Raw genomic sequence first — 21,391 nt, 5'->3', positions numbered from 1 at the left:
AACTCAAATGTATTAAATATTACATAAGTTTTCTGAAATATAAAAAACTTATTAAGATGAATCTGCTTGCATGAAAAGATGTTGAACTTGCGTTTATCGAGTCCACGATCGGCGAAAGCTAAACCAGGTTTCTCGTAGCTCTCGTCGCCAGTTGGCGTGGTCACGTCGCGCTTGCCACTGCTGTGCCAATTGCGACAAAAGCGAACCCCAGGTAAAGGGCAAGTCGGGGATCTGTGCCATCTGAGCAACCGTTATTCCCTGCCGCATAGCCAGCGCGATCGCAGTTACAGCCTCCTGTGCGTCAATGCCAATCACATGCAGTCCCAACACGAATCCGCGCCGATGGGTAATGAGCTTCACCATGCCGATCGAGGGCTGCGATCGCACCTGTTCCCGCTCCGCTAAAGATTGGCAAAAGACCCAAACGTCTTCTCCGTAGCGCTGGCGGGCCTGCTGTTCTGTTAAGCCAACGCGCACCAAGGCTGGACGAGTTGCGATCGCATAGGGAATACCCCAGTAGTTTACGGAATGGTTGGAGAAGAACAGCGCATTCCGCACCGCCAGTTCCGCTTCATACTGAGCGACATGGGGTAGCATATAGCCTCCCAACGCTGCCCCACAGGCATAAATACGGCGATGGGTTGTGCGTAGCTGCGGACTCACCACCAGGCGATGATGGCGGCGTCGCAGCTTCATAATCGGCGCAATGCCACTAAAGTCCGGCCTTTGCCCTGCTGCCACGATTAGGATATCGGCTTGAAGAGTGGTGGCCGTGTCTAAGTTGGGCACTGTCTGAACCGCTTGAGTAGCCAAGAGATGGGTGGATTCTGGCCTGCCATGAGCTGATTTGTCAGCAGCCAATCCGCCAGTTGTCATTTGAGCTAGCCAATCGGGATGTAAGTTGACCTGCACCTGTGGCTGCTCTGTTTGAATAGGCTGGGCCGGGTGAATAGACTGAACAGCTGTCATTGGCATTATCTGAATGCCATCTGCTTCCAGCCACGCCTGATAAGCTTGGGCAATTTCCCGATCTTCCCGATGCAGGATGGGCAACTGTGAGGTCAATAGTGTGACTTGACTGCCTAAATTCACGAAAGCCTGTGCTAGTTCTAATCCGCTCGGATCATCGCCCAGGATAATCACGGATTGGGGATGAGACTGCTGCATCAACTGAGGCAGCGTATCCAGCGTCAGATGGGGCACCGTGGCTAAACCGGGCACATCTGGAATGAATGCCTGTCCACCATCCGCAATTAAGTATGCCCGCGATCGCAAGACACGCCCCTGATCGGGTGAACGGAGAAGAGGAACGGGATCGTCACTTTGACTAGCCTGAATGGCGGCAGGACTGTGGTTGACCAGCACCGAAAGGCGGGGCGATGGCACAAACTCCGGTACACCCGTGATGATGTCTACTCCGGTGGCGATAAGGGAAGCGTGCGATCGCAACTCCATCAGCGAGTCAACGGTCGTGCGTAACTGCTGCTGCATCCAGTTATACTCTGGCGCTTGATGAAACCGCTGACTGGCTGAGACGAACGCTGGTCGATACAGTTCTGCCTCAATCATTTGAACATGCGGCTCAATCAGTGCCACGCGTGCGTCTAGTGCAGCTGCCACCTGCGCGGCATGGCGTCCGGCCAAGGTGCCCCCTAAAATCACCAAGTCGTAGTCCACCATGCTGGTTGCTTATGACTCCCCTGAATGATTGTTATCTTGGTTCGACAGATTGGCTTGACTATTATGCAGCGTTTCATTGAGTCCTGGCGGTGCATTGCGGAAAAGCAGCGTATAAATTTCGGTTGGCATATCTACCTCTGCTCGCTGCAACGCTTCTTTTACGGCTTGGGCAACTGCCGATGTTGTTCCTAAAAATTCACCCCGACGCGAATCAACCCAGAAGCGAATCTCTAAATTGACGGTGCTAGCCGCTAGTTCTTGCACCAGCACTTCAATTGGGCTGTTGGGCGTGCGACCACTAACGCTCCGTACCGCCTGCTCAATGACGCGCTTCGCAGTTGAAATATCAGCATCGTAATCAATACCAACCGTGATGGCACTGCGGCGCTGGGTTGAAGCCGTGTTGTTAATGATGCTAGCCTGAAACACTTCCTGATTTGGGATATAAACCAAGCGGCCATCGTAGGTTTGCATGGTGGTGGCCCGCAGTTGAATCTGAGTAATCGTGCCTTCATAATCTTTAATCACCACCTGATCCCCTAATCGAAATGGCCGCGCTGCTAGCAAAATGACGCCCGAGATATAGTTACTCAATACATCTTTGAGACTAAAACCAATGGCAACGCTGGTCAGTCCCAATGCTCCCAGGAGTGCTCCAAGATTCAATCCGAGTAAACCGAGGGCAATGACGGAACCAACGACCCAAACCGCACCATACCCCAGTCGGCCAATCAATACCTCGGTACTGTGATCCCCCTCTGTCTTTTGCGCCCAAGTGAAAGCACCATAGCGAACAATACTGGCGATGATCCAAGTCAAGAGCACAACAATCAGTGCTCCAATTAAGGCGGGCAAGCGGTCAATTGTATCTTGTAAGAGCGATCGCAATGTTGTCTGCAGCCGTTGAGCCACGTCAATTGCTAAGGGTGGCCGATCAAAGGCTTCGGTTAGCTGTTCGGCCCATCGCTGCGCCAGTTCCTCAACCGAAACGCCAAAATCCTCTGCATCCTGCTGCGTTACCGTCATAATCACTCGATTACGAAGCCGCAGGGTGGCCGTCTGCCCATTTGCCTGCAACTGCACCTCTACAGCCCCTGGATTCTCAGATTGCGCCAGAATGCTGGCGATTCGTCGGTTAATAATTGCCGTGCGAGCTTGAGCGTCAATCGTCGCTAATCCACCCACTTGGAATAGGGGGCGTCCTCGTACCTCCACATCGGCAAAGTATACCCCCTCTCTGGATTCACCCTCTGCTGGGGCTGATCCCGCTGGAGCCGTTAAGGCAGGCGCTAATGCATCACCACCTGTGGCTGGGGCAGCATCTTGAGCGATGACGTTTGGGGATATAACGCAGAGTAGGGCTGATAAAACTGCGATCGCACAATAGAATTTCAGCGAAGCAAAATGGGAAACGAAATGTCGGTGAGCCAGAAACACCTTTTAGGACTTGAGTGACAACAAAATCGGTTCTTAAATTTAATCAGATTATTGGAAAGATAAACAACTAAAATAAGCGACTAAAATCAAATTCTAGCGCAGAAAAAACCAGCTCAACTGCAAATTTGAGCACTAACTACAACAGCATTTTGTCTCAAAAGTGCGATTAGCTTAAGCTAAAGTCAGAAAATAAAAATAGAAATTCATGCACCTACTCAGTGCATGATTAAAAAAAGCTAATTTGTTGATGGCTTGGATGATAGAGTGCCTTGATGATTAAAAAATGATGAATCTCAGAACTATTCTTAAGCTGCAATTTCTAAGTTGCAATCAAAATAGTATTCGAAATTAACTTATCTTCTTGATCTTGGTTTTCAAAAACATCCAGTGCCCAAGAGAAGATCTCTCAGGCACTGGACTGAAGATTGAAAGAAAAAGTCAATCAAGCGTAGCTAAATTAGCTTTTACTTATTTTTCATGTTTTCTTTTACGTCTTCTTTAGCGTGTCGTGCAGAGGCTTCAGTCTGCTTGGCTTTACCTGCTGCTTTATCTTCTGGGTCGCCAGTTACTTTACCGACAGCCTCTTGTGCTTTACCTTCAACGTTTTTAGCGGTAGCTTTCATTCTTTCTTCATTAGACATAATAAATTGCCTCTTTGATTTCTCTACTTCCTAGATTAGTCGTTACGTGTTGAGTGCAACATCCACCATCTGATGGATCAGGTTGGATACATAGTTAGAAACTCTGTTGATGGATGAAGGATTTGATTTCCAGTGAAAAGCTAAATTAGTATCGACTGGACTAATTGCCCAGTCTGCTCTTATAAAGGTCAAGTAAGTACAATATTTTATTTGTTTTGGAAAGTTAAATTCGCAATAACAGCAGTAATACAATTCTGTTAAGCAGATCATTGAATCAGCTAGCTCCCTTTGCCCCTGCATCAGCTCTAGATAATTCGAGATTAATTCGAGATGCTAGTTTTCTGCGTTAGTGGAGCGACTAGTTTATTGACTTAATTTAATTAAGTGAGGCATTAAATTTATGCTTTGGCATGAGGTACAAGTTATTTTTGGGAAGCCGCACGGAGCGCGGCTTCCCAAAAATAACTCCCCCTTGATTAGCGCAAGAAGCGCTATAAGCAGATTTCGGATATTCTACAGGCAGAGGCTGGCGACGTAATGATGGTGACGCTAATGATTTAGCGTAAATGTGGGAATGAGCAAATCAAAAGAATTGAGATCGCAGTATTATCCACGAAGTGCCAAAATTAGATTGCGTATGCGACACTGCTGTCATGCTGTATGACGTTTCCACCATAGTGCAAGGATATGCTCAGGGCTACTTCCTAATGGCGGATGAGCAGGGCAAAAATCTCAGTTGGTACTCCAGCCGTCAGCGCACGCTCATTCCACTGGATCATCGTTTCCGCTATCCCAAGTCCCTGCGCCGAGTTCTAAACCAAGATCGATTCAGTGTCGCCGTTAATCGGGACTACGAAGGGGTACTGGCTGGCTGTGCCAATCGTGATACGACCTGGATCTCAGATGAACTTAAAGAAATTTATCGTGAGCTGTACCGCACGGGGTGGAGCTGCAGCTTTGAAACCTGGCAAGGAGATCACCTGGCAGGTGGCATTTTGGGAATTGTGATCGGGGGAGCCTTCGTCGGTGAATCAATGTTTTACAACATTCCCGAAGGTTCTAAGGTGGCAATGGTTAAGTTGGTCGAACGATTGCGCGATCGCAACTTTCTCCTATTCGATGCTCAAATGATGAATCCTCATCTAGCGCGATTCGGAGCCTATGTTGTAGATGATAATGACTACCAAGCACTGCTCAGCCGCGCCATTCGCCGCACCTGTCACTTAGATTAGACTTTATTGGAAATAAAGTTTTTGGGGTTGGAAATTGTTTTGTAGCGCGGCGAAGCCGCGCTACAAAACAATTTCCGATAAAGTCTATTGAAAACCAGATTAAAACAAAAATAAAAACTGAATGTGCGGCAGGCTCACGCCGTGAGCCTGCCGCACATTCAGTTTTTGTAAAGATTTAGCGGAGTGAAAATCGGCGAACGGCAAACAGGCTGCCGATCAAGCCGACGAAGCTGCCCAAGCCCAAAAGCGAAATTGGTAAGAGAATCATATGCTCCGGCTGTGTTTGTAGACCGTTTGCTAAAAATCTGACGAAATCGGGCTGATCCGTCAAAATTTGATTGATGATTCGCTGTATACCCAAGATCAAGCCCCAGGAAAGGGCTGCACCCACGATACCAAACGTAATCCCTTGCAGGATAAACGGTAAATAAATCCAGCTATTGGTTGCTCCAACCAGCTGCATCACCTCAATTTCGCGCCGCCGCGCCATCACGATCAGACGAATCGTGGTGGTAATAACTGCGATCGCAGTACAGCTCAGCACCGTCGTCACGAGTAAGCTAACCAAACTTAGTCCTTCATTCAACTGACTAATCCGCTCAACGGCTTCTGAGACGTAGAGAACTTCATCCACCCCTTGAATCTGGCGCAGTTTATCGGCCAGGGAAGGAACTTCTTCGGAGGAACGGGCTTTCACCTTCAGCTCATCCACCAGCGGATTACCGTTTAGGTGTTCCGTCACCCCTTCAATATCAGAGATGCCCATCTCGGCAACAAGCTGGTTCCAGGCCAGTTCTTTGGAAACTGGCTCAATCACAGTGGCTTCTGGAAACGTATCAATCATAGGCACAAGCGTATCGGCCTGCACACCGGATTCCAGATAAACCGAAACCTCTAACTGGCTACCAAATTGGTTTAGCAAGCCTTCCAGTTGCCAGGAGGTCTGTAAACTGGTGCCAAACAGAAACAGCAGTACTGTTGTGGTACTGATTGCTGCCCAGTTCATCCAGCCGCCACGCTGTAGTCCTAAAAACGTTTCGCGCAGCAGGTAATCAAATTTGGTCAGCCACTTGAACATACTTCAATCCTTCGTGAACCTGACATATGGTTATAGCGCTCTTTGAGGGGTCTGATACGTTCTGATTCGTAATTTTTCAGGTGTAGCTTACCGATCATGAAACCGAAAGCCAACTGAATCCAAGGATTGTTAACATAAGAATGAAGTCTGTCATTTGCCGTCATACCCGCTATATCTATGACATCTGTAGTCCAAGTCGAAAAAAAGAAGCTCAAGCAACCGCCATTAGAAATTCATCATTTAGGTGATCGCGTGCTGCGGCAGCCTGCTAAGCGCGTTTCAAAAATTGATGATGAACTGCGCACCCTGGTTCGGGACATGCTCCAAACCATGTACAGTGCCGATGGCATCGGTTTAGCTGCTCCCCAAGTTGGTGTGCAGAAGCAGCTTATTGTCATCGATTGCGAGCCTGATGATCCGCTCAATCCGCCCCTAGTTCTCATCAATCCCAGCATCAAGAAATCTAGCCAAGAGCTTTGTACGGGCCAAGAAGGCTGCCTCAGCATTCCGGGTGTCTATCTTGACGTTGTTCGGCCTGAGACCATTGTTGTGTCTTACAAAGACGAAAACGGTCGTCCCCAGAAAATTAAGGCCTCCGGTTTACTGGCTCGCGTGATTCAGCATGAAATGGATCACCTAACTGGCGTCATGTTCGTTGATCGGGTAGATAATGAACTCGCTCTCACTCAAGAGCTAGACAAGTACGGCTTTTCTAAGAGCGACGTACAAAAGGTTCAGTAGGTGTTCAGCGGGTTGCGACACTCTGGCATGTACGAACAAGATGTATGACTAATCTCAAGTCTGGTTGAAAACCCATCATTTATTTTTTGCGAAACGTTTGCTCCGCGAACGTTTCACAAAAAATAAGATCGGCTTCTTATACGCAGACTTGATACGCATTATGTGAGGTCTAAATAGGTTGAGTAGCAGACTGTTCAAAAGTCAGCACATCAATTCCAAAACGCTGACGCAACAGAATCCACAAGGTATGGCTTGCCATTTTAGCGGCAACATGGACACATAGCCCCGCAACCTTCTTCCTGAGCAAGCGTTCCAGGTTGCGTCCGGTATTTTGGACTTCATTGAACACGCCTTCGATGCGTTCGCGAAACTGCCCTAAGAGCCGACTGAAGGCAGGTGGAAGCTGCTGGTGTTGATTGGTTCGCAGGGGGGTAAAGACCCGATTGCCCGTGGTTGTGTACAGCTCATCTTGCCAATCTCCGCCAATAAAGCCCTTGTCGCCCAAAATGTCACATCCGTGGATAAAACACAACACGGCCTCAGCCGCCGCTCGCTCATCCGTATGGGCAGGCACTAAGGCATACACCAACGGCACTCCCGCCAAGGTACTGAGCACCACCAGTTTGTAGCCAAAGTAGTAGAGGTTGCGACTGGCACACCAGCCATAACTGGCACTCCCTGCAAAATCGCTGTGCCGCTTGCTCCGTTTGTATCCCACCACTGGCACAGGTTTAGTATCCAGGAGTAAGGTGCGTTCAAAATGCGCTCCCATCTCTTTGAGCCAAGAGCGCCGCAATTCTTCTAGCAACCCCTCCAGCCTGCGGACTCGACGGTTAAACTGGCTTTGCTTGAGCAGTTTAGGAAATAAACTCAGGTGGTTTGCCCGGATAAAGCCTAAAAACTGCTGTTCGCCAGGGTAGGGAAAATAGTCCATTGCCAGCAACAGGGTCAGTATTTCGCTATCACTGAAGCTCGGTTGCAACACAGGCACTGACGAGACGGGGGGAACCAAATGCCTGCCGTGTTGTTGATACCAATCATCCACCAGCACGTAAATGATCGTGAGTAACGTGGGAGCTTCTACCATGTTCATAGGGAGATTTCAAGAGTTGGTGTAGGTACCTCTATCTTGATATCTCCTTCTTTTTGGCGCTACCGCACCTCACATAATGCGTTTGATATAAACCTCAACAGGGTTAAGACGTGAGTTGAGTGTAGTCAAAATCTACGTCTTGATGATTAATCAAATCCTAGCCTTTCCTCAAGGTAAGGCTAGGATTTATGCTGTATTGTGTTCTGCGTTGAAATTTCGTTTAAATTTTCGTTTAGAGAGCGAGTATAAACCGTGACTCCAAAAAGTGGTGCGTTTTTAGGTCTGTCCTGCGTATCTGCGATCGCAGCTATTGGTTCCATTTTTGAACTCTTTTCTGGTATGCCAGATTTGGGCACTCCAGTCACCAGCGCCATCCTAGCGCTCAGTGTACCGTTGGCTGTCTTTGCATTTTATCTAGCAGTGAAAGACGCGAAAGCTAATCAGCAATAGTCAATCGTTCAGTTGTTGAGCCGTAAACTGTTCCAGCGCATGATTGCTGAGCCAGCCACTACCTTGACGGATTATGCGATCGCAGTTGAGAGTCTGCTGTTCGCACTGCTTTTGCTGCGCTTTGGTCGCGTTGAGGAGTTTTGGTCAGCCGCGTTTTGCAGCGTTAGTTTTGCGGCTTTCTGCGGCGGCACCTATCACGGCTTTGACAAGATGCTGCCCCAAGCCAGCTTAGACTATCTCTGGCGGGGAGTTGTGCTGGCCTTAGCGAGCGCCAGTTTTTGGACGGTTGTCGCTGCCGCTTGGAAAAGTGTCCCTACTTGGCGATGGGGACTAATGGGCTTGGCAGTGCTGAAGCTGGTGTTGGCCCTGGCGCTAAATCAAACAAAATCAGATTTTATTGTGAGTGTGATCGACTACCTCAGTGGATTAGCGATCGCACTTGCCCTGTATATTTGGCAATCTCGCAAACGCTATCTGGCCGGACTGGGTTGGATCATGTCTGGTATCACAACGTCTGGCATTGCCGGGGCTGCCCTGATCGTTCCTTGGCCGCAGTGGATTCACTTCAGTGCTGAGGCTGGATATCATCTGATTCAAATGGTGGGCCTCTATTTTCTTTATCAAGGGATTTGGCGGAACGCTCAGTATCGCTGATTGTCCAAAATATTGTCCAAAATATTGTTCAAAATTCGGATGTATCAGTTTCCGCAACGTCCTACGATTTCACCTATTTTTCAAAGAAGATACATATAGTTTCAGATAAGTAGCTGCATGTAAATAAATGCATATCTAAAAAACCGGGGGAGCGCCCCGCCGGGGCGCTCCCCCGGTTTTTTAGATGCGTTTATTTGTGCCGACCTACTTAGAACAGGTTTACGAAAAGCCTGCCTGATTCGCTGAAGTTACGCAAGCGCAGTCCAGTCCTCAATCATTTCAGACTCATCGTCTCAGGAAAGAGGTTTGGGCTTCGGACAGTTAACCCCCGCTGAGTTTTGGGCATTGTCAATCAACCTGCCATCCGATGGCTGATTTTCGGCTGGCCATAATATCAAGTCGGTGTATAAGACCCCAATTTATTTTTTGCGAAACCTTTGCAGAGCAAAGGTTTCGCAAAAAATAAATTATGGGTTCTCAACCAGACTTGAATATAAACTCTACTGCCCAATCTCCGCATCTTGAATAACAGAACAGAATTGGCTATCCATGAAAATCAATGCACTGGCCCCCTCTTTAATGGCTGCGGCTCTACTGCTGACAACGCTCAGCGCCTGTGGTCAAGACTCCCAGCAGCCCCTCCCATCTGATTCCTCTGTAACGGATTCAACCAATGTCGCTACTGCTCCCGTTTTGGATTGGCAGACGATTTTAGGAGATACCTCCACTCCAGCCAACTGGCAGGTTGAACCCTGTGATGTGCCGACCCTGCTGTGCGTCAAAGCCAATGGTGAACAGGTTGGCACCGTTGAGCGGTTTATCACACCCGTGTCAGAACTAAATGTACCGCTCAATGGCTCAGCCGATGTCCTGCTGCGGAGCTGGGTAGAGAATCACTATGAAACCATTCAGCAAGACCGCGAAACGGGTGACAACACCCTGACCTTTACAACGCAACCGCCTACGGATATCTCAGTCGGGAGCCTGCCGGGATTGCGCTACGGCTTCACGACCACGCAGGCGGACGGCACACTGTTCGATCGCACGTTGGGCTATGTCGCAACCGATGGTGAGTTTTTCTATGTATTCTCGACCAGCGTGATCAATGGCGATCCGACAGGCGGATTTTCGAGCGACACTGCTCTGACCGAATTTGAACCTCACTTCGCTGCAATTGTTGAAGGTCTGAACCTATGAATCGTGCATTTTATGTGAGTCGTCCTCTCATCGGACTGATGCTGTTTGGTTCAGGACTGTTTACGCCTGTGGCGGATGCTGTGCCGTCTGTTTCTGCAAAATCGGAACAGACAGCACAGGAGCAGGTGAGATCGCAACTTTCTGCACAACTACCAGTCCTAGAAGCCCAAGCTCCCACCATTGCTCAGGCTAACACCGTTGATCTGAGCGCTTTACAAAATCATCTGGCAGTTGAAGATTGGCAAGCCGCAGATGCTGAAACGCGCCGCATTCTCAAACCCTGGGTTGATCCCAGCACCAGCTTGTCGAGTACGCCAGTGGCGAGAAACATTCCGCCGGACGTGCTGCGAGAGATTGATCAGCTCTGGTTACAAGCCAGTCGTGGACGATTTGGCTTCAGTGTTCAGCGGTCAATTTGGCAGGAGGCGAAAGCCCAACATCCTGATGATCCGAGTGCGGCTGCCGATACCTTTGGCAAATGGGTGGGCTGGCGGCGGCCTGTGCCTGATGGCAACAACTTTGTCGCACCTGACTGGTTTACTGAACCGGAACTGAATTATTCGCTCGATGCCCCAGTCGGTCATCTCCCTTGGCCAGGGCCAGAGTGGCAGTCGATTTCAAATATGCTGAATGTGCAAAGCTGCGGCAGCTGCATGATCGACGCGATGGATCTCCAGGGTGCGCTATTTAACCGCTACATTCCTGTTCTGCTTGACTATGCAACGACCGTCCTGAGCAATCCCTCCGTTACAACCGGAGGATCATGGCAACAGCCGGATCTTGCCCGCTCAATCGATCTGCGATCGCTGTATCCAGATAATTCCTGCCCCATTCGCACCCAAGCTTCTGCCATCAGTCCCGACAGCAAAATCATTGCCATCAGTAGCTACAGCTATGAGCGAGCCTGTGGTGGCGACTCCAATAACAGCACCTTGGCACTCTGGAATGCGGAACGGGGCAACCGGATTATCACCTTGGTAAGGGGACAGGCAACAGAAGCGTTTTCGGCTCCCAATCTAAATCAGGAGCCTGAAACGGAAGGAACTCGCATCGTTGGTGATGTCGTCAATGCCGTGGCCTTCACCCCTGATAGCCGTTTAGTAGTCGCCGGATTGTCGAATGGCAACATCCAGATCTGGACAACCGATAAGGGTGAAGCCGTACGTACTCTAAGTGGACATCGTTATGCCGTACGTGCGATCGCAATTAGTGCTGACGGGCGAACCTTAGCTAGCGCTAGTTCTGATCAGACGATTCGCATCTGGAATCTACAAACGGGGCAATTGTTACGCACCATTGATCAGATTCATGCGGCTGATGGCGTCGTTCATACGTTACAAATTAGTCCCAATGGACAGCGGGTTGCCGTTGCTACTGCAAACAATACCCTTCAGCTTTTGAATACTCAAAATGGCAATTGGGAGAGGACGTTTGTTATTCGGGCAACCAATCTTTACTCACCGCTGCCGATTGTCTTCAGTCCTGATGGTCGAATCGTCGCAACAGCGGATATAGACAACAGCGTCAAACTTTGGAATGCCACCACTGGCGCACGAATCATCACGCTGAGAGGTCATGCCGAAACCGTCCAGCATTTGGCATTTAGTCCCGATAGCCAACGTCTCGCCAGCAGCGACAGCAAAACGGCTCGCCTGTGGAACTTGCAAACCTATCAGCCGATCCATGCCTTGGATTTAATTCAGTCAGCAGGCCACCCGATCATGCCCGACAACCTGGGCTACGTCAGCTTTAGCCCTAATGGGCAGATCTTGGCTACAAGTTCACTGCTGCTGCTGCTGGTGCATAGCGAACCGATTCCCGGTCAAGGTTTGGCACTTTGGGATGCCAACACCGGACAAGTGATTACCCATATCCATGACGTTGCCCAGTTTCAGTTCAGTCCCAATGGTCAATACCTGATGGCCAACGGCCAAACTATCCAAATCTGGGAGCGCAAATAGATGAAAATTCTGGCCAGTTTAGCGGTTGCGATCGCACTTACGGGCTGTAGTCTATCGGGTGAAATGCCTGCCGATTCAGGCTCTACTGACGCTCCAGCAGATCAGCCGACTTTTGACTCAACCGCTCTGATGGATATGGAACCCAATGTCCAATTTGAGGTAACGGCTGAATCCGGTACTTGTCCCGATACGGTTGGTTTGTGGGAGTTTGGCTGGAGCTTTGAAGGTGGAGCCGAACATACCGTTGTTGTCGATACATCTGCGATCGCATCTCAACCCGCTCAGTTAATAACATCTGAAGCGAAGCGCGTCGTCTATGAAGCAGCGCTTAACCCTGAATTCGCCTCTTGTGTTGGCACCGCTGATTCTGAATACTTGAGCATGTACGACCTCCGCTTTGCCAATGGCAAAGTACAGTTTGATCTGGACTTGACCAATGATGACGGGTTCCGCGAAATTCGCTACGCCGATATTTCCGTCAATCGCCCTTATGTTCACTGGCGAGCTGCTGAATAGCCACATCCATTCAAAACCAAGACAGCGACTCTGTGGGTCGCTGTCTTGGTTTTGACCAGGCTATACGTACCAACTCAATCACGCAGATTCGATGTGATTTTCGACATGCTTCTCAGCGGATGGCTTTAGCCATTCGCCAAATTCTTCGACAAAGCGGTCTTCAAAAATCGTCTGCCGAATCCGCTGCGTAAACCGAATCAGCTCTGTAATGTTATGCAGCGACAGCAGCGTGTAGCCCAGAATTTCCTTCGCTCGAATCAGGTGACTGAGATAGGCTCTGGAGAAATTTTGGCAGGTGTAGCAGGGACAGGTTTCATCCAGCGGCGCAAAGTCTTCCCGAAACTGGGCATTTTTCAAATTCCAGCGTTCACCTTTGACTAGAGCGCTGCCGTGCCGTCCCAAACGGGTTGGGATTACGCAATCAAACAAATCAACCCCGGCTGCGATCGCTTGTGCCATTTCTCGATAGGTTCCCACGCCCATTAGGTAACGTGGCTTGTTCTCTGGCAGAATCGGCGCGGTTGCTTTGACGATTGATTCAATCAGTTCAGCGGGTTCGCCGACGCTGACGCCACCGATGGCATAACCGGGTAAGTCAAAGTCAACTAGTGATCGCGCTGCTTCGGCTCGTAAATCCGGATAAACCCCACCTTGGACAATGCCAAACAGGGCCTGATCTTTGCGATCGTGCGCCGCGATGCAGCGCTTCAACCAGCGATAGGTGCGCTCGGTGGCATCTTCCACTTCCGCCCGACTAGCTGGATAGGGCGGACATTCATCAAACGCCATAATCACGTCTGCGCCGAGCGTATTCTGAATTTCCATCGAGCGCTCAGGCGAGATGTGAATCAGTTGACCATCGCGCGGCGATTTGAAGGTAACACCCTCGTCAGTAATCGTGCGAATGTCGCTGAGGCTAAACACCTGAAACCCGCCGGAATCCGTCAGAATTGGCCCTGACCAAGCCATGAAACGGTGCAACCCGCCCGCCTGCGCCACGATCGATTCACCTGGCTGCAGATGCAGGTGATAGGTATTGGCCAAAATCATCTGAGAACCAGCCGACTTAAGCTGATCCGGCGTTACGGTTTTGACATTGGCGAGAGTGCCCACGGGCATAAACCGAGGGGTTTCCACAATGCCGTGAGGAGTCGTAAACACGCCTGCGCGCGCCTGGGTATGGCGGCATCGCGCTTGTAGAGAATAGGAAAAAGAAGAATTCAATATACGGTCAGATAACGCAGAGGAAACAGGGCAAAATTCTAGACTTAGATGTCACGCAGTGCAAGTTTTGAGAAACTTGCCTAAAAATATTCCACAGAAGAACGTGCCAAATCTTTGGGGTAGGTTTAGCCGTAGATAATGATGCTTAATCAATATGGGTTAATCAAACCTGCCCGTACCAAGCCTTTCCAGGTCAGACCTGCTAAAAAGAGAAATTATCGTCGTCGTCGATGCAAACATCCCAGTTTGCCGAGAGGACTTCGGCCACGACTGCTTCTAATGCGGCAGTGTTGATGTCACGATTAGCGTGATCTTGTATGGGGTTAGAAAGGGGAATCAGCTTCAGTCGGCGCTGGTCTTGAACGAGGTCGAAACAGCATTGCCCAGTTTCTGAACGGGTTAGCTCTAGGTAGTCGAAGCTATGGACGTTAATGTAGAGCGTCTGATTTGCTACCAGAGTGGATTGACAGGGATCAGCATAGACATCTAGGATAAAGCCCTCACCTTTGCTGAGAGTTGTGTCCTCTTCTAGATAAGCGTACTGCACTCGGCTGAGATCCGATAGGAGTCGCTGCATATCTCGTTTGCTGACAACGACGCCAGAATCAACAATACAGGGAGCTGGGAATGATCGATTGGTTGGGAAACGATTATAGCTCATAGAAGAGGCCCTAATAAGTGAGGCTTCGATTTACGCCGAAGGTACAGTCAACAGGTTCATAACCGCCACACGAAAGCAAGCAGCTTTCATGCAATATCTTATGCACTACATTCATCATGTGTAGATTCATCTACAATTCTGGCAGCTAATGAGTCTATGCGCCAACCGAAGTCAGAATATGCTGCACAGCAGTTGGCCATCGGCTCTGCTATATCTGCCAAGCGATAAGCAATGCTCTGAACTGAACAACGGCGGTAATAGACCACGCTTGATGGGCATAAATGCTCACCGCTTTCAGTCTAGGCATGCTGCGCGAATCAACCAGACGTAAATCAGGATTGAATAACTCATTCTTTCTAGTTCTAGCCTAACCTAGTTCAGGAAGAATGAATCAAGCAGAATGATTTACTCTCAATCAGCCTCACTAGAGGATTGATTTGAATCGTGGTTGTGCAGCGCAAAAGTGTCACATAAAATACATTCCTCTATCATAGTTGGATCTGTTGGCTGTTGGCGAGTCTATAATTCCAGGTCTAGATCTTGCAAAAATCTGAATATTCAAGGTTGTGTTGACTATGAGTAGCCGATTGCCACCGGGCGAACGTAAGATGCTGCAACTTCGGCAGATGTGGATAGTGGTTCAGATCTGGCTGTTGCAATTGTTGGCTACTTTCCTGGGTGCGATCGCATTTTATACCTGCATTCCCATTCCCGCTAAATGGCCGATTTTATTTCAGGGAATTGCCCGATTTGCGCCTTTAGTTGGGACTTTGATTGGTGGTGGATTGGCCGGATTGAATTGGCTCTTGATTCGCTGGGGAATTCCAGATCTGACGCGCTGCGTGATGCTGGTTTTACTGTGGCTGGCGGTGACGGGGGGACTGCACTTGGATGGTGCAATGGATACGGCTGATGGCTTAGCAGTACAAGATCCCAATCGTCGGCTTCAGGTGATGAGCGATAGCGCCACGGGCGCATTTGGTGCAATGGCCGCTGTTGCAATTCTGCTCCTCAAAGTTGCTGCACTGTCGGATTTGCATCTCTCAGCTAACTTTGCCCTAATTGTGGCGGCTGGCTGGGGTCGCTGGGGTCAACTGGTTGCGATCGCACGCTTTCCCTACTTAAAAGCAGAGGGCAAAGGGGCATTTCACAAAGCGGCAATCCGCTCGGTTTGGGACATTGTGCCGGGATTTTTGCTGCTAATTACTATCAGTGGTGTGCAGATCTGGCTTGATCCGTTCCTCTGGCGTGAGGCTGTGGGAGCGGCTCTAGCAGGATTTGCGATCGCAATTTTGACCGGAGCCTGGTTCAATCGCCAACTGAGTGGTCACACCGGGGATACCTACGGAGCGGTCGTTGAATGGACAGAAGCCCTGCTCTTAGGTGCGCTGACCGTATTTTAGACAGTTAACAAGTTGAGACATGAGGGGTCGAGACATTCACGAGATCCAACATTGGAACGTTTAAATGTTTGAACGTTCCAACGTCTAAACAGCTAGATCTCGTCCTTTTGCGCCCTACGCCTCACCACCAAATTTCTTAAAACTCCGACACAATCTGATCCCGCTCGGCATCGCAGTCTCGCGCTTGACCGTCCACATTAAGCTGAGCCCGACAATATTCCCAAGCTAGTTGTCGAGCTGTTGCATAGGGCAGTTGATTGAGCTTCTCTATTGCGGTGGCAAAGTACTGGAGACTTTCGGGATAGTTGTTCTGCCGCACCAGGATTTGAGCTTTGAGATAGTGCAATTCTGGATTATCTGGAGCCAGTTCTAAAGCCCGATTGATTGCGGTCATAGCCTTGTCCTGTTGACCTAAGTCGCGATAGCCCACAGCAATTCCGCGCTGAGCTAGATAAGCAGGTGAGGCATAGTTTTCTAGACGTGCGATCGCATCATTGGGATCGGAAAACGGCAAGTTAACCGCCAGCATCAAATCCATGTAGCCCCGCAGCAAATTCAGTTCTGGATCGTTAGGGTCAATCCGTTCTGCTTCATCAAGATGATTAAACACCCGCTGCAGTTTAGACAACGCGACAGGTGTGCCACGCACGGCCCCCTGCGTCACAAACGCATGGGCTCCTTCTAGAAAATGTCCGGCAGCGACGTAAATATTGCCCCGCAGCGGATCGGTTTCAAGCATGGCCTCGGCGGTTGTCCGCGTTTTGGTTGCCTGTTCTGCCATTGCGTCCCAGTCTTCGCTCAGGTAGGCAAATGCCGCTTTCATGGCGTGGGATAGCGGTTCGCTCTCATCTGCAGACTGGAGTGCCTCGCGAGCAGCCCGATAATCGCCGTCTTGAAATAGAGCATTAAAGGCTGCCTCCGTCCCCGCATCAATATTGCGTGGGGCATCCGTTCGAAAGGGATCGGCTGACCAACCTGCCCCAGCAATCGCGGTAACTGCGATCGCAGAAGTTGCGATCGCAGCAATGGATCGTCGTACTCTTTGGTACCAACGCTGGCGTGACTGAAAACTATGGATCGGCGGAGTTGATACTGGCTGAGCGGAACGAACCGAATGTAAAACCATGATTGAAAATCGCCTCTGAATATCGAACAAGGACAATTTGCGCTTTGCCGTTTGACGGATCGCTTTCATATGGAGTTCCAAGCGTTCCAGAACCATTGTGCCAAACTCTCCACGTGATACCCAGTGATACTCATACTGATGATGGGTTTGAGATCAGCATGCACAGAAGAAATTAACCAACCTGGTAGTTTTCCAACTGGATTGCGGCACTATAAAAACAGGCACCAATCAATTTTTGACGCTCAACCTGCTTTTTAACTCTGAACTTGCTGAATGCTACACCTCAAAAATGTTTCCTATCATCCAACGGCTACCCCAAATCCAATTCTCAAATCTATCAGCTTAGATTTGGCTCCACAGCAAATGGGATTAATCGTCGGGCCAAGTGGATCAGGTAAAAGCACGCTGTTAGAAATATTATCTGGGTTGGCCAACCGCTCTTCCGGCGATATTCTTTGGCGTAGCCAGGAACTTGATAGCGAACATTTACAGCAATTAGCTGGATTAGTCTTTCAATTTCCAGAACGGCACTTTTGTGGTGGCACGATTCTAGAGGAACTGCGGCTTGGTCATCCAGAACTCAAGTCCGAGCAAATTTATCAAGCCCTGCGCGAAGTCAGCCTCGATCACCTATCGTTACAAACGCCACCCCATCTTTTAAGCGGTGGACAACAGCGGCGACTGGCACTTGCTGTTCAACTCATTCGCCAACCCTACCTGCTGCTGCTGGATGAACCAACCGCTGGCTTAGACTGGTCAATTCGCCGTCAGCTCATTCGCTTGCTTGCCAAGTTGAAGAAAAACTGGAGCCTGCTGGTGGTTTCTCATGATCCAGAAGAACTCGTTGGCATCGCCGATCGCTACTGGCGGCTCAATCACGGCGTTCTCACCGAGGCCAGCGAAGGTTTGCCCACATCACCCCAGACAGTTGCATAGAGTTCCTGCCACTCGTAAAGCACTTGGCAATCTTGCACTGTTTTGCACGTCCTATTGCACTTGAAAGGTTAGTTAGGGCATCAGCTATTTTTGAAACCCTTGCACAGCAAGGGCTTCAAAAATAGCTTCCTACTCAACCATCTCGTTTGCTGCAATATACTGCACTGCATAACTGGAAACACTAATAGAGGTGTCACCGTACTGCGATCGCACCTCTATTAGTGTTTCCATAGCCTCTCTACATGAGTCGCTTTACATGAATGCTTTACAAAAGAGCATGAAATGATACGCGGCACCGCTGCACAACAATTCACGCAGGCAGCTCAATCCAAACGTGAAAAATACGGATTTTTTGAAAAACAAAGGCGACTTATTTACATTTGTTCATGAAATTAATCTTCCTTCCCCACGTGATGGCGAGCTTAGAGATCCGCCTAGAGTGATTGATGAGAGGTGCATTGACGACTTCTTATGATCTGAACAGCGTTTTGACAGCAGCTTGACCAATTCTCTAATGTAAAGAATATGTTACAAGACAAGACATGCTCTAAGCTGCCAAAAGCCTTATGTGCAAACGTGCTTGAGCTTTCGCTACACCGCTTGATACAACTTAATAACTCGTAATGGATAAAGGCTGTATCGCATTGTATAAAGATTAGCGAAGGGTACAAATGGCAGGCAAAGCCTAAATAAAATGCTGTTTTACCTGGGGTTCCGGCCTTCTCATAAAAATGTTAATTTTTCTCAGGTTTTTTAAGAAAAGAGTCTTTACCTCTGTTCTAATAGTCAAAGTGCTGAGACCTGAGCCAATTTCAAAGAGATAGGTTATCGGAGTCTCCAGCGTTAAGGGTAGGAGTGGATGCCTACCCGAGCCTTCCACCAAACTTAACGACAGATCCTTTTATGAGAATCTGTTTAACGATAAGTTTGGATTTTCAGCTCAGCTAGATTCTGATTTATTAAAAGCACACTCAACCAAGCAAGTAGGAGATTGAGTTCATGTTAGATGCATTCGCCAAGGTTGTTTCCCAGGCTGACGCAAAAGGTGAATTCCTCAGCGGTGCTCAGTTTGATGCACTTCAGAACATGGTCAAGGAAGGCAGCAAGCGCCTTGACGTTGTTAACCGTGTAACCAGCAATGCTTCCACGATCGTTGCTGATGCAGCTCGTGCATTGTTTGCTGAGCAGCCCCAACTAATCCAGCCCGGTGGTAACGCTTATACCAACCGCCGCATGGCTGCTTGTCTGCGTGACATGGAAATCATCTTGCGTTATGTGACCTACGCCATGATGGCTGGTGATGCAAGCGTGCTTGATGATCGTTGCCTCAATGGTCTACGTGAGACCTACCAAGCTCTAGGTGTTCCTGGTGGTTCTGTTGCAACTGGCGTCAGCAAGATGAAAGATTCTGCTGTTGCAATTGCTAACGATCCCGCTGGTATCACTCCTGGTGATTGCAGCGCGCTGATGTCCGAATTGGCTAGCTACTTCGATCGCGCAGCTTCTGCTGTTGCATAGTAGTCACGTCGTTCCGGCTCAAATTAGTCTGAACGAGCTTTATTGCCCTACTTATATATAGATACGTATAAGCAGGCAATAATCTCAACACCTTTTTGCACTAGGTCAAAATTCAAGCACTAGGGAGATTTTTAAACAATGAAGACCCCGATTACTGAAGCAATTGCTGCTGCGGATACTCAAGGTCGTTTCTTGGGTAACACCGAGCTACAAGCTGTTAATGGTCGTTTTGAGCGTGCTGCTGCTAGCATGGAAGCTGCTCGTGCTCTGACCAACAACGCACAGAGCCTGATTGATGGTGCAGCAAATGCTGTTTACCAAAAGTTCCCTTACACCACCTCCATGCAGGGTTCTCAGTACGCTTCTAGCCCAGAAGGTAAGTCCAAGTGCTCTCGTGACATCGGTTACTACCTGCGCATGGTTACCTACTGCCTAGTAGCTGGTGGCACTGGCCCCATGGATGAGTACTTGATTGCTGGTCTCGATGAGATCAACCGCACCTTCGACCTATCTCCTAGCTGGTATGTTGAAGCTCTGAAGCACGTCAAGGCTAACCACGGTCTAAGCGGCCAGGCTGCTAACGAAGCTAACACCTACATCGACTACGCGATCAACGCACTCAGCTAGTTGATGTTCTAGCCCGGGAGGGTAGGCAAGTGCTGGCAAGTGGGTCGCAGTTGCTTATCTTTCCGGGCATTGTTGTATCTATTCGTTGGCGATTCGCTGTGGGCGGCTGCGCTTGGAGCGAGATCGTCATTTGACTGGTACCTTGCTGTGTTTAGAGGGAGTAGGTAGATGGCCGTTACAGCAGCAGCTTCCCGATTAGGCATTTCTGCGTTTGATAGTGCCGCGCGGATTGAGCTTCGCCCGAATGCTACGGTTGAACAAAAAGAAGGCGTGATTCGGGCCGTATACCGTCAGGTGCTCGGCAATGACTATCTGATGAAATCGGAACGCCTGGTTAGTGCAGAATCGCTTCTGCGCGATGGCAGTATCACGGTACGAGAGTTTGTTCGTGCCGTGGCCAAATCGGAGCTATACAAAACTAAGTTTTTCTATAACAGTTTTCAAACTCGCCTAATTGAGCTGAACTATAAGCATCTATTAGGACGGGCTCCTCATAGTGAGGCTGAGGTGATCTTCCACCTTGACCTGTATGAGACCCAAGGATATGACGCTGAAATCGATTCCTACATTGATTCAGAAGAGTATCGTAACGCATTTGGCGAAAATGTCGTGCCCTTCTATCGGGGATTTGAGTTCCACACTGGTGCTCAAACCACTGAGTTTAGCCGGATGTTCCGGCTCTATCGGGGATATGCGACGAGTTCCCGTGCGCAAGCAGAGCGCAATAATTCTCGCTTGGCTCGGGAATTAGCAAGCAACACTGCTTCCAGCATTGTTAACCCAACTCAAGGCGGTAGTGGTGCGTATTATCGTGCTACTAACGATGTACCGCCGGTTAAGGCTTTAGGTGGTTCCTATGGTCAGAGCGGTCGGGTATATCGGATTGAGGTTGCAGGTATTCGTCAGCCGGGTTATCCGGGCGTTCGTCGGAGCAGCACGGCTTTTATCGTGCCTTACGAGCAACTTTTGCCGAAGCTGCAGCAAGTTAAGCGGGCAGGCGGTACGGTTGTAAGCGTTAATCCTGCTTAATCATTTTTCGTCTATCGGCAGTGAGCTAGCAAGGGCTCGCTGCCGATTCATGCATCAAGAAATCCCTAAAACTTATTTACTTCAGCGCAGCGTGGCTGATTCAGATTCACCGATTGGCTACGGTCGTATTTCCACGGCAGGTCTAAAGACTTGCTCTGAGTGCATTGGTGGGTATACATCGGTGGGC

At 49.3% G+C, this 21,391-nt stretch carries 20 protein-coding genes; 12 read left to right on the top strand and 8 right to left on the bottom strand.

The window, feature by feature from the left end; genetic code table 11:
- Positions 1-93: 93 nt before the first annotated feature.
- The 3 genes from AC286M_RS33425 to AC286M_RS33415 form a co-directional block, all read right to left on the bottom strand.
- The gene (locus AC286M_RS33425; RefSeq protein ID WP_488208506.1) at positions 94-1,680 is read right to left on the bottom strand and encodes an FAD-dependent oxidoreductase; all 1,587 of its coding nucleotides are present in this window, start codon (positions 1,678-1,680) and stop codon (positions 94-96) included.
- Between the two features lie 9 nt (positions 1,681-1,689).
- Entirely contained in the window at positions 1,690-3,117 is a 1,428-nt protein-coding gene (locus AC286M_RS33420) for a mechanosensitive ion channel family protein (protein WP_488202620.1), read from the bottom strand.
- 464 nt (positions 3,118-3,581) lie between these two features.
- The gene (locus AC286M_RS33415) at positions 3,582-3,758 is read right to left on the bottom strand and encodes a CsbD family protein (RefSeq protein WP_488202621.1); all 177 of its coding nucleotides are present in this window, start codon (positions 3,756-3,758) and stop codon (positions 3,582-3,584) included.
- A gap of 653 nt (positions 3,759-4,411) precedes the next feature.
- Here AC286M_RS33415 and aat point away from each other — a divergent pair.
- The gene (gene aat, locus AC286M_RS33410; RefSeq protein ID WP_488202622.1) at positions 4,412-4,990 is read left to right on the top strand and encodes a leucyl/phenylalanyl-tRNA--protein transferase; all 579 of its coding nucleotides are present in this window, start codon (positions 4,412-4,414) and stop codon (positions 4,988-4,990) included.
- 175 nt (positions 4,991-5,165) lie between these two features.
- Here aat and AC286M_RS33405 read toward each other — a convergent pair whose 3' ends face one another.
- The gene (locus AC286M_RS33405) at positions 5,166-6,068 is read right to left on the bottom strand and encodes a cell division protein FtsX (protein WP_488202623.1); all 903 of its coding nucleotides are present in this window, start codon (positions 6,066-6,068) and stop codon (positions 5,166-5,168) included.
- 177 nt (positions 6,069-6,245) lie between these two features.
- On the opposite strand from AC286M_RS33405, the gene def reads away from it, so the two are divergent.
- Complete coding sequence (def, locus tag AC286M_RS33400; protein ID WP_488202624.1) at positions 6,246-6,809, top strand: peptide deformylase; 564 nt, start codon at positions 6,246-6,248, stop codon at positions 6,807-6,809.
- A 169-nt stretch (positions 6,810-6,978) separates the two neighbouring features.
- On the opposite strand, the gene AC286M_RS33395 is transcribed toward def, so the two are convergent.
- Positions 6,979-7,902 carry an IS982 family transposase gene (locus AC286M_RS33395; RefSeq protein WP_488202625.1) on the bottom strand — a complete coding sequence of 308 codons (924 nt, stop codon included), beginning with the start codon at positions 7,900-7,902 and terminating at the stop codon, positions 6,979-6,981.
- Between the two features lie 252 nt (positions 7,903-8,154).
- On the opposite strand from AC286M_RS33395, the gene AC286M_RS33390 reads away from it, so the two are divergent.
- From AC286M_RS33390 to AC286M_RS33370, 5 genes are all read left to right on the top strand, one after another.
- Positions 8,155-8,352: a hypothetical protein gene (locus tag AC286M_RS33390; RefSeq protein ID WP_488202626.1), complete on the top strand. Its 198-nt coding sequence runs from the start codon at positions 8,155-8,157 to the stop codon at positions 8,350-8,352.
- A 39-nt stretch (positions 8,353-8,391) separates the two neighbouring features.
- Positions 8,392-9,006 (top strand): DUF6962 family protein, encoded by a 615-nt coding sequence (locus AC286M_RS33385; protein WP_488208505.1) that lies wholly within the window; start codon positions 8,392-8,394, stop codon positions 9,004-9,006.
- 549 nt (positions 9,007-9,555) lie between these two features.
- Complete coding sequence (locus AC286M_RS33380) at positions 9,556-10,203, top strand: hypothetical protein (RefSeq protein ID WP_488202628.1); 648 nt, start codon at positions 9,556-9,558, stop codon at positions 10,201-10,203.
- A complete protein-coding gene (locus tag AC286M_RS33375) occupies positions 10,200-12,164 on the top strand; it encodes a GUN4 domain-containing protein (protein WP_488208504.1) in 1,965 nt (654 codons plus the stop codon). Before AC286M_RS33380 ends, AC286M_RS33375 begins: the two co-directional genes overlap by 4 nt.
- Positions 12,165-12,680, top strand: coding sequence for a hypothetical protein (locus AC286M_RS33370; RefSeq protein ID WP_488208503.1), 516 nt, complete (start codon positions 12,165-12,167; stop codon positions 12,678-12,680).
- A gap of 78 nt (positions 12,681-12,758) precedes the next feature.
- Here the strand turns inward: AC286M_RS33370 and tgt are convergent, their stop codons facing one another.
- Positions 12,759-13,904, bottom strand: a complete 1,146-nt coding sequence (gene tgt, locus AC286M_RS33365; protein WP_488208502.1) for a tRNA guanosine(34) transglycosylase Tgt — start codon at positions 13,902-13,904, stop codon at positions 12,759-12,761.
- A gap of 202 nt (positions 13,905-14,106) precedes the next feature.
- On the bottom strand, positions 14,107-14,565 hold the full coding sequence (locus tag AC286M_RS33360) for a hypothetical protein (RefSeq protein WP_488208501.1): 459 nt from the start codon (positions 14,563-14,565) through the stop codon (positions 14,107-14,109).
- A 575-nt stretch (positions 14,566-15,140) separates the two neighbouring features.
- Between AC286M_RS33360 and cobS the strand changes: the two genes are divergently transcribed.
- On the top strand, positions 15,141-15,968 hold the full coding sequence (gene cobS, locus AC286M_RS33355) for an adenosylcobinamide-GDP ribazoletransferase (protein WP_488208500.1): 828 nt from the start codon (positions 15,141-15,143) through the stop codon (positions 15,966-15,968).
- Between the two features lie 136 nt (positions 15,969-16,104).
- On the opposite strand, the gene AC286M_RS33350 is transcribed toward cobS, so the two are convergent.
- On the bottom strand, positions 16,105-17,094 hold the full coding sequence (locus tag AC286M_RS33350; RefSeq protein WP_488208499.1) for a Sll0314/Alr1548 family TPR repeat-containing protein: 990 nt from the start codon (positions 17,092-17,094) through the stop codon (positions 16,105-16,107).
- 273 nt (positions 17,095-17,367) lie between these two features.
- Here AC286M_RS33350 and AC286M_RS33345 point away from each other — a divergent pair, with 273 nt between their 5' ends.
- From AC286M_RS33345 to AC286M_RS33330, 4 genes are all read left to right on the top strand, one after another.
- Positions 17,368-18,030, top strand: coding sequence for an ABC transporter ATP-binding protein (locus AC286M_RS33345; RefSeq protein ID WP_488208498.1), 663 nt, complete (start codon positions 17,368-17,370; stop codon positions 18,028-18,030).
- A gap of 999 nt (positions 18,031-19,029) precedes the next feature.
- Positions 19,030-19,548, top strand: a complete 519-nt coding sequence (gene cpcB, locus AC286M_RS33340) for a C-phycocyanin subunit beta (RefSeq protein ID WP_488208497.1) — start codon at positions 19,030-19,032, stop codon at positions 19,546-19,548.
- Positions 19,549-19,686: 138 nt separating this feature from the next.
- Positions 19,687-20,175, top strand: a complete 489-nt coding sequence (gene cpcA, locus AC286M_RS33335) for a C-phycocyanin subunit alpha (protein WP_488208496.1) — start codon at positions 19,687-19,689, stop codon at positions 20,173-20,175.
- Between the two features lie 168 nt (positions 20,176-20,343).
- Positions 20,344-21,204, top strand: coding sequence for a phycobilisome rod-core linker polypeptide (locus AC286M_RS33330; protein ID WP_488208495.1), 861 nt, complete (start codon positions 20,344-20,346; stop codon positions 21,202-21,204).
- Positions 21,205-21,391 lie beyond the last annotated feature (187 nt).

It is taken from the genome of Thainema salinarum CENA647, assembly GCF_057732415.1.
The sequence above is the reverse complement of the archived record's forward strand: the minus strand, read 5'-3'. Positions and strand labels throughout refer to the sequence as shown.